Annotated in this window: 8 protein-coding genes and 1 pseudogene; 1 reads left to right on the top strand and 8 read right to left on the bottom strand. The window is 61.5% G+C overall.

Going from position 1 to position 8,553, the window contains the following annotated elements:
* The coding region (locus MPC4_RS20965; RefSeq protein WP_210253657.1) for a hypothetical protein at nt 1-204 on the bottom strand (204 nt) is incomplete at its 3' end.
* Nucleotides 205-360: 156 nt separating this feature from the next.
* On the opposite strand from MPC4_RS20965, the pseudogene MPC4_RS14345 reads away from it, so the two are divergent.
* Nucleotides 361-702: pseudogene (locus MPC4_RS14345) on the top strand (transposase); the annotation flags it as partial.
* A 93-nt stretch (nt 703-795) separates the two neighbouring features.
* On the opposite strand, the gene MPC4_RS14340 reads toward MPC4_RS14345, so the two are convergent.
* The 7 genes from MPC4_RS14340 to MPC4_RS14310 all read right to left on the bottom strand — a co-directional run bounded on the left by MPC4_RS14340 (nt 796) and on the right by MPC4_RS14310 (nt 8,528).
* A complete protein-coding gene (locus MPC4_RS14340) occupies nt 796-1,647 on the bottom strand; it encodes a DUF6118 family protein (protein WP_174513090.1) in 852 nt (283 codons plus the stop codon).
* A 342-nt stretch (nt 1,648-1,989) separates the two neighbouring features.
* On the bottom strand, nt 1,990-2,340 hold the full coding sequence (locus MPC4_RS14335; protein WP_174513119.1) for a hypothetical protein: 351 nt from the start codon (nt 2,338-2,340) through the stop codon (nt 1,990-1,992).
* A 107-nt stretch (nt 2,341-2,447) separates the two neighbouring features.
* Nucleotides 2,448-3,005: an iron response transcriptional regulator IrrA gene (gene irrA / locus MPC4_RS14330; RefSeq protein WP_174513118.1), complete on the bottom strand. Its 558-nt coding sequence runs from the start codon at nt 3,003-3,005 to the stop codon at nt 2,448-2,450.
* 75 nt (nt 3,006-3,080) lie between these two features.
* Nucleotides 3,081-3,434 carry a hypothetical protein gene (locus tag MPC4_RS14325; RefSeq protein ID WP_174513117.1) on the bottom strand — a complete coding sequence of 118 codons (354 nt, stop codon included), beginning with the start codon at nt 3,432-3,434 and terminating at the stop codon, nt 3,081-3,083.
* Between the two features lie 777 nt (nt 3,435-4,211).
* Nucleotides 4,212-5,888 carry an Hsp60 family chaperonin gene (locus MPC4_RS14320; RefSeq protein ID WP_174513116.1) on the bottom strand — a complete coding sequence of 559 codons (1,677 nt, stop codon included), beginning with the start codon at nt 5,886-5,888 and terminating at the stop codon, nt 4,212-4,214.
* A 168-nt stretch (nt 5,889-6,056) separates the two neighbouring features.
* Nucleotides 6,057-6,404, bottom strand: a complete 348-nt coding sequence (locus MPC4_RS14315; RefSeq protein WP_244629022.1) for a hypothetical protein — start codon at nt 6,402-6,404, stop codon at nt 6,057-6,059.
* A 33-nt stretch (nt 6,405-6,437) separates the two neighbouring features.
* Nucleotides 6,438-8,528 (bottom strand): sigma-54-dependent Fis family transcriptional regulator, encoded by a 2,091-nt coding sequence (locus MPC4_RS14310; RefSeq protein ID WP_174513115.1) that lies wholly within the window; start codon nt 8,526-8,528, stop codon nt 6,438-6,440.
* Nucleotides 8,529-8,553 lie beyond the last annotated feature (25 nt).

Below are 8,553 nucleotides of genomic sequence, written 5' to 3'. Positions count from 1 at the left end.
TAAACTTGGCAAGCTCCGGATCAAAAACAAAACCGCGCCGGAAATGTGGAATGCGGTTCTTGCCGCTTGAGCCGGTTCGTGCTCCTGGCTGTTGCGCAGTTGATTTCCGAAAGTTTGCACCACAACCCAAAAAAAAGCCGCTTGCGTTGCCACAAGCGACCCGAGTCTAGGGAGAAAAACACCCAAGAAGGGCATCAGCGACAACCAAGGTCGCCATACCACAATAATGTGCGCGTGCAGCGCACAAAAAGCAAGACATATTAACCAACCCTCATCACGTTTTGGCCTAACAGGATGCTGAAAAACCCTTTCGCTTAAGCCGCGTTCATGATTCCCTCGCGTTGCGAAGGGAGCGAACGAATGCGCGGGTCGGACGAACAGGCGGGGCGGCTTTTCAGCTATGTCGATCTGGAGACGAGGGTGCGGCGGGATCATCCGCTGCGCGCGATCCGGGCGATTGTGAACGATGCGCTGTCGGCCTTGGCGCCGGATTTCGCGGCGCTTTATTCGAAGACCGGCCGGCCGTCGATCGCGCCGGAGCGGCTGTTGCGCGCCATGCTGCTGCAAGCCTTCTATTCGGTGCGCTCCGAGCGGCAGTTGATGGAGCGGCTCGACACCGATCTTCTGTTTCGCTGGTTCGTCGGCGTTTCGGTCGACGATGCGGTGTGGGACGCTACGGTGTTCTCGAAGAACCGCGACCGCGGCGTAAACCTCGTCATTCTTGTACGCCCGTCTTCGTCCATAGACAAAATTTGCGACACAACCAGCGCTTCAGCTCGACGACGTCTTTCGCCATCACGGCGCCGCTACGGTGACGACGCATGGCTGCGCCTTCCCGGCGGCGGCCGCCAAGTCCCGGCACGCTTTGAGTTCGTCGGCGTTGGCCTGCGCCAAAGTCCAGCTTACAGACAGATCGCTCCAGACCGCGGGGCTGGCCGCCTGCATCAAGGCGCCCCCGGCCTCCCACCGGTCCGCGTGTCCCGCCGCCAAGGCCGCCAGATGGCTGCCGCCGGGCGCGAACGCCGCCAGTAGCGGAAACAGCACGAATCCGGCCGCGACGCCGGCCGCCGCGAACCACAATTGCCGGAGGCCCCGCTTTTTCTGCATGAGCGCCGCCGCGCGGGCCTTCTCCTCGCCGAGCGCGACGGCGCGATCATGAAACGCCAGAAATGCCGCCTCCATGCTGTGCGCGCCGGCGACGACGATGGCGCGGGCGTGCTGCTCTGGCGTCGATTTGATCGCGGGATGCGCTTCGATGCCGGCGAGCCGTTTCTCGACCGCCGCCAGGTCCTTGGCGAGCGCCGCGAAGGACGGCCCGTAGTCCGGCGCTTCCAGGCCTTCGATCATCAGGCTTTGGATCACCGCCGGCAGACTCCCCACCGCGCGCCGCGCCGCAGCGACCTCGTCCCGCAACTCGGCGAACGCAAGTTCCGCCGCGTCTCCGGTATGATCGTCCTGCTCCGTCATCCTTCCCTTATCCTTCTCACATCGACATCCCAGGCGAGGGCCGCGGCCGCGCGGTCGCTCTTCGAGATTCAGCGCCTTCTCGAGAGACGACCGCTCGTCGACGCCAAATTCCCGCGCCCTCGCCCGCAACACGGGGTCCATCTGCGCGTCCTTGCCGATCTCGCCGGCGACATCGTTCATGCGCGCCTCGATCTTATCGCGCGCCTCGAGACTGTCCCGGTCCATACGACATAGTTCAAGTTTCCCAGTCCTGTTCGACCGCCTTTCAGCGCGCGGACAGAAGCTCCGCCGTGACGGCCGGAGCCCGTCCAGATTGATGCGTCACACCGCCCGGTTCTCAAAGATTTTAAGAGCCCCCGCGTTGATCGATGATCGAAGGCTTGGCGCCAATCGGCGTGCAGGCCCCGCGCGGCGAGCGCCGTCCATCTTCCCGCGCGCGCCAGACTCTCGCGGTCGTAAAGCGCGACCGCGTCCGGATGCTCCGTCGCCGCGCGTTTGACCGCCGGCCTCTCTTTGTCGCCGTCAATGCGCCTGGTGAGAAAGCGCTCGATATCGCGGGTCGAAAAGCTCGCGTTGTTGCGTCAGCGCCTCCAGAAACTGCGCCGGATCGCGCGCTGTCTTTTCGTTCTCCCGCCACAAAACCTCACCTCGCCCGACGAGAACGGAGCCCGGCTTGCGCATCCGCATCGCGCCGATATGCGCGCCGGGATGGATTGCCACTGTACTGAAGGAAAGGCCATACTCGAGTAAATAGCGGTCCTGGTGTTTGGCCGCTCTCTTCTCCTTGTCGAGAGCATGCTGACGGGCCTTAATAGGTAAGAGAGGTTCCGCAATACCATTGTGGAATCTTTTGACAAAACGAGCCGCACACAAGCCTGACTGAGCGGGGGAAGAAAAAGCACCCCGCGGGGAGGGGGAATGGGGAGGTTGCCCCGCGGGGTGTAAGGTGGGGGGAGGAAGAGGAATCGCGCGTTCAACAATCAGCGGTTGCTTTCCAGTCCGCTCGCAGTCGCATGGATATTTTCGGTTTTATCGCGAGCGGACGCTGACGGCGCCGCGGCGGCGTCACAGGCTTTCGCCACGGACGCCTCCGCCGCCTTCGGACGCAATGTCACAACAAAATCAACTCTCGAAATCTCGTAGCCCGCGGGAGCTTCGATGCGCTCAGCGAGATTTACGTCACCCGATCCAACGTCGCGCACCTCTTTCGTATCCTCGAAAAAATAGTGGGAGTGGTCGGTGGTGTTGGTGTCAAAAATCATTCTGTCGCCCTCAATCGCCAGACAGCGGACCAGCCCGACTTCGGTAAACAAGTTTAAGACGTTGTATACAGTCGCCAGCGATGCCCGCGTGTTGGCGGCCTGCGCCTCCAAAGCCAGAGTCTCGGCCGTGACATGCCGATCGCCCTTCTGGAAGAGGAGTTTCGCGAGGCCGCGGCGTTGCCGCGTCGCTCGCAGACCATGTCTCTTCAGGAAGCTGCTCGCAAATTTTGAAGGGGCGGAAGCCCCAACAGGAAAATCGCTCCTCGAGCGGTCCATGACGCACATCCCTGCATTTTCTTTATTATTGGCTTCAGGCATTACGATTTGGCGCAACGCGCAGTCGCAAACGGCTCAATGCGCCGCCGCGGCGTCGGGCGGAGTTGTCCCCGAGGGTTGGACAGCGAAAGGATGCGTTCCAGACACTCGCTCAATAAACTCCTGCGTCGTATCGGTTGTGATCGACGTCGTGCCCGGCCCAACGCGTTCAGCAACCAATTGCGTAGCGCCCGATACTCTATCAATGTAGCCTTGCGCCGGATTGGTTTCAATCCTCGTCGACGACGGGCCGCGCCTGTCGGTTGTAAACGGCTTGCCTGCGAAGCGGTCGATAAATGTGTGCGCAGGATCCTCGGCTTTTGCGTTGCTGTAAATGCAGCCTGTGATGACCACAGCGCCAACAAAAAGACATATCCTTGTCTTGCTCATCAAAGTGCCTCCCATTCGCAATTGGATTTTGGGATCTCGCGTGAGACCGCGCTTCCCCGCCAACATTGAATTGGATATTGCAGGACATGTGCCACGCGGTGGACGGTGCGCGCCGCGAACAGGCTAACGCATTTATTGTCTATAAAACGCTCGTTAAAACAATGGCGTATTAAGTGGCGTCGCGGCGCTGCGGCGCTCTGCGCGGCGCCGCGAAAAAGCGCCGAGGCTACGACGGCTTTGACATTTTGCATGCATATGTGTGTCATCTGAACAGTGATTGGCGGATGGCGGAGCCGTGTCGCCGCTTGCGCGCCGAATCAATGGTTGACCGCCGACTTTTTACGCGTCGCGCTCGCACAGGACGCTAGTAGCTATTACAACAGCGAGCTGACAGAATGAGCGTCAAGCCGCACTGACGGCCGCGTGGGCCGCACGCTTGGCGAGCGAGCCGCGAGAGCGCATCATTTTTCATGCATGCTATCCGGCGTTGACGATGTGGCTATTGCAATCAATCGCCCGCGCTGCGTCAGCGCGGAGGAGTGGGACCTCTTGATACTGGCCCAACTCTCGCCGATCTGGCCCAAGCGCTTTGCATTATTCCGGTCTGGCTCTATCGTTCCGCGCGCGTATAGCGCTGCGCGTAGCAAAGCTGTCCGGGCAGTGCTCTTTGGCGCTCAGCCGCGCGTTCAACGGCGCCGAAGTTCGAAGAGGCGGCGTCCGGCCAGTGTCGCCGGGAGCCCGCGCAGCAGCGTCTTCTCGCGGGCCCTGCGTGAAAATTCACAAGCGCGGATCTTCTCGAGTCGCCGCCGCCCATTCCCCGGTATAACCGAAGGTCGGATCGTCGGGAGGCACGTTAGCGACGACGCACTCGGTAGTCATGAGCGTGCTCGCCGTTAGGGTCGCGTGCTGCAAGGCAAGACGCGTCATCCTCAACGGATCAATCACGCCAGCTTCGAAGAGATTGCCGAACTGCCCTGTCCTCGCGTCAAGGCCCCAATGTTCGTCGTCCGACGCCAGGGTCCGCGACGTCACGGCATAAGCATCCTCTCCTGCATTATGAGCAATCAAACGCAAAGGCTCGCCCACTGCATCCGCAATGATTTGAATGCCATGCCTGACCGCGATATCCGTCGACGAAAGTCCGCGCAGCGCTTTCCGGCAGCGCAGAAGCCCGACGCCGCCGCCCGGCAGGCCGCCCTCGGCAAGCGCGGCGGACACGGAATTTCGGGCGTTCTCGACGCGCTGCAGGCGCTCCTTCATTTCCGCCTCGCTGCCGCCGCCCACATTGATCGTCGCGGTGACGTTGGACAGATTGGCGATCCGTTCCTGGAGTTCGTCGAGATCGTGAAGCTTACCCGTCGGAGAGCCCTTGTCGCTGCTCCGTAGACGATCCGTATCGAGCCGCAACCCATGCAGTCTCTCGGCAACCACGCTGGAGTCGCCAGCGCCGCCGAACACGGTGGTGGAACTCTCGCCGACTTGAACGCGCCGCGCCCGCCCGAGATCGGTGAGCTTCACGTGGCTCAGATCGTCGCCATTGTCTTCTAATATCGCGCGGCCACCCAGGAGGCAGGCGAGATCCGCGAGGGTCTCCTTGCGACGATCGCCCTGGGCGGGAGGCTTCACCGCGATCGCCTTCAAGACGCAACGGACATGGTTAAGCAAAATCCCTGTGAGCGCCGCGTCCTCGACGTCTTCGGCGACGATCAAAAGCGATCCTTCAGCCTGCCGCACCTGGTCCAAAATCGGGATCAACTCCTCGAAATGTTTGATCGGGCGGTCGTAAAGCAGCACATAAGGATCCGTCAGTTCCGCGATCCTGCGCGTCTTGTCTGTGATGAAATAGGGCGAAAGCCAGCTTTGCTCCCAATGCGCGCCTTCCTGAAACTCGATGTCGTCTTCCATTCCATTGCCGAGGCTGACGTTGACGACGCCATTTGGGCCGACTTTTTCGAAGGCGGAGGCCAAAAGTTTGCCCACGGACACGTCGCCGTTCGACGCGGTCGCGCCGATCGCAACGATCGAACGCTCATCGGCGCAGCTCTTTGCCCGTCGTTCCATGTCCTGGATTGCGGCCTGCATAGCAAGCTCCATTCCGGTCCGCAGGCCGTTCGGATCGAGCCCGGAACCCATCGCCCTCAACACCTGTCGAGCGATGTAGCGCGCGAGTACGATGGTCGTCGTGGTTCCGTCGCCGCACTGCTTCGAAACCTTTCCGGCCATTTCCTTGAACATGTTGACGCCGGCGCTTTCGAAACGGTCATCCACCGCGATCGATCGCGCCACCGTAACGCCGTCCTTTGTCACGATCGGCAGGATCCCCGAGGTGCGATGCTCGATGATGACGTTGCGGCCGCGCGGTCCGAGCGTGACTTGCACCGCATCGGCCAGAAGATTTGCGCCCTCCAGCATCTTGCGGCGCCCCGTGTCGCCATAGCGAATATCTTTTGCCATTGTTTCCTCCCTTGAGACGCCGATCGCGTCCTGTTCAGTCGCTTATGTTCTTGCTTATTGCGCGTGTCGATTACAGGCGTGCAATTCGTCACACAATCCAGGCGCCCGAACAGGCCAGGCTTTGATAGCCAATGACGGAGGCGCCTCTTCAGCGACGCTGGCTTTGGCTCAAGAGGGCTTGCGCGGCGGACCCGCTCGTTTCGAAGTCGGCGAGGCCGTCGCCATCTTGTCCTGGCTTCGTATCATATAGGCGCGCCCAGCCGCTGCTCGCCGTTCGCGCGAGCGCTCGAGACGATGCCAGATCCAGATCAATTTTTTGTCGTCCCAATCCATGTAGCGCTTGATGTCTTCTTCGTCGGCGGGGTCGAGCTGCCTTGTCCAGAGCAGCTCCAGTTCCTCGGCGCGCTGGTCGCCGACAAGGGCGCGCAGCGTCGCTTCCTCGATTTCCAGTTCGTGCGTCGTGGCGTCGGCGCCTTTGGCCATTTCGGCGAGAAACTGTTCGATTTCGTCGTCCATTTCTCTTTCCTCGCTATGGCTTCGACGGCGCTCTCATTTTCGCAGGCCAAGGCGAGCCATTTTATGGTAGAGCGTTGCGCGCGTTATCCCGAGCTGGCGCGCTGATTCGGAAACGTTGCCGGCCGTTTTGGCAAGCGCCGAGCGGATAGCGTCCGCCTCCCAATCGGCGAGCGCCTTGCTCTCAGGCGAGGGGCGCCATTTGGCGTATGACGACAGCCCTGCTTCACCCTCCTCCTCGGCTTGAGCGGAATCGCTCATTTCCCTTAGAAAATCATTCGGCAGGTCGGAAACGAGAGTCTGCGGACCCGAAGTCATGGCCAAACACGAACGCAAGACATTGCGTAATTCGCGTACATTGCCCGGCCAAGGATGACGCTCGAAAATGTCCCACACCTCGGCGCTCAAAGCCTTGTGTTCATTGACGTGCTGGGCCTTCACCTCCTGCTCCCACAAATGCTCGATCAGGCCGAGTTTATCAGGACGTTCCCGCAGAGGGGGCAGCCAAAATTGGGCGCCGTTCAGCCGGTAGTAGAGATCGCGGCGAAACGCGCCTTTTCTCACGCAATCGGGAAGATCGCTGTTGGTCGCCGCGATGACCTGAACGTCGACTGTGACTGGTTTTGAGCCGCCGACGGGGACGATCTCCGAACTATCCAGCGCACAGAGAAGCGCGGTCTGGAGATCGAGAGCCATCTCGCCGATTTCATTGAGAAACAGAACGCCGGTATTCGCCTCGACGAATTTGCCGGTCTTGCCCGTGCGGGCGCCCGTGAAACTCCCCGGCACATAGCCAAAAAGCTCGCTGGAAACTAGCTCTCGCGGGATGGCCGCGCAGTTGACGAGCACCAGAGGCCGGCCCTTGCGCACGCCCTCCGCGTGAATTCTGCGCACCAGATGATCTTTGCCGACGCCGGATTCGCCGGTGATCAGCATCGGTATCTTCTGCTTTTGAAGATTGACCGCCTTCTGCAGCGCGGCCTCGAGGATGGCGTCGCGCCATGGCTCCGCGTTCGCGGCTTTGCTGCTGTGGCCGGGAGTGGAAACCGTCGCGGCGCGGTGCGCCCCCTTTGTCGCGAAGCTCCGGCTGGGTTGAACCACGTCCTTCTCGGGACGACGCCTGACGATGAATTCCGCCTTGAGGCGCCAGCCTTCCGGTATCTCAAGTTCGATCGGTTCGCCGCGGCTGGCGCAGGCCCGCAAATCTTCGATCGTGACCCCGAGGACGGCCTCCACGTTTTCAGAGAGGATATCCGAATGCCGCTCGGCGCGGAGGAGGTTGAGCCCTGTCCGAGTCGCGCCGACGATCCTGCCCTGTTCATCGAGCGAGATGAGGCCGTCCAGCAAACAATCTTGCCCGGTCAAGCCGGCGCTGATGTTGTTCAGGCGCATCCGCAGCATGTAAGCGCCAGGCGCCTGGCACTCGAACAAATTCGTCTCGATCAGATAGCCGGCGATGCGCACGAAACCGAGAAGCGTTTGGGCCGACGAACGCTGGTCCGTGATGAGTCCAAGCAGGGCGACCAGTCCGCCGTCATGCGCGAAAAGCGGATGGCCGACGGTCGCGAAAGGATGCAGCACCGATGAGAAGTGCTCCTTCCCATCGAAGGCGACGGGCTCGCGCAAGACAGCGGCCGTCCCCAACCCGTTGTTGCCGATGATGCGTTCGTTCCAGCTCTCGCCGAGCCGCACCAGGCGACGGCCCATGGGACCGAGGTTGGAGCCGGCGTCGAGGGCGTGAATGAGCGTGCCGGCGCTATCGGCCAAAAGGAGACTGACGCTCGTGTCCCGCAGCACCGGCTGCAGGTTGAACGCCATGGTCGCCAGCGCCGTCCTGACGTCGAGATTGGTCGCCGGCGCGGTGCGCCCGCCGTTCTCGAAATCCATGATCGCATGCGGACGCAGAAGACTGGTTCGCGGCGAGAGCCGATACTCTTCGATGCATCGGTACCATGCTTCCGATACTTGCGGACGCACCCAGTCGTCGCCTTCGGGCGGCTGACCGGTCTGCATCATCCAATCCCATGCCACTCCCGGCCGATCGACGCCGAACAGTCCCGCGTCCTGTTCAGGCGCTGCATGGTCCTGCGGCTTTAGGTGATTCGGCATCTGGACCACGGAGTACATAGTTGAAGCGCCACCTTGGGAAGCG

The sequence above is a fragment of the Methylocella tundrae genome, assembly GCF_901905185.1.
GTDB lineage: Bacteria > Pseudomonadota > Alphaproteobacteria > Rhizobiales > Beijerinckiaceae > Methylocapsa > Methylocapsa tundrae.
This window is presented reverse-complemented; position numbering and strand designations above follow the sequence as displayed.

What these genes read in the sequence shown, in the direction of transcription:
- MPC4_RS14340 (WP_174513090.1), bottom strand. Translation starts at nt 1,647, where the DNA reads ATGAACGATGTCGCCGGCGAGATCGGCAAGGACGCGCAGATGGACCCC.
- MPC4_RS14310 (WP_174513115.1), bottom strand. Translation starts at nt 8,528, where the DNA reads ATGTACTCCGTGGTCCAGATGCCGAATCACCTAAAGCCGCAGGACCAT.
- MPC4_RS14320 (WP_174513116.1), bottom strand. Translation starts at nt 5,888, where the DNA reads ATGGCAAAAGATATTCGCTATGGCGACACGGGGCGCCGCAAGATGCTG.
- MPC4_RS14315 (WP_244629022.1), bottom strand. Translation starts at nt 6,404, where the DNA reads ATGGACGACGAAATCGAACAGTTTCTCGCCGAAATGGCCAAAGGCGCC.
- MPC4_RS14325 (WP_174513117.1), bottom strand. Translation starts at nt 3,434, where the DNA reads ATGAGCAAGACAAGGATATGTCTTTTTGTTGGCGCTGTGGTCATCACA.
- irrA (WP_174513118.1), bottom strand. Translation starts at nt 3,005, where the DNA reads ATGGACCGCTCGAGGAGCGATTTTCCTGTTGGGGCTTCCGCCCCTTCA.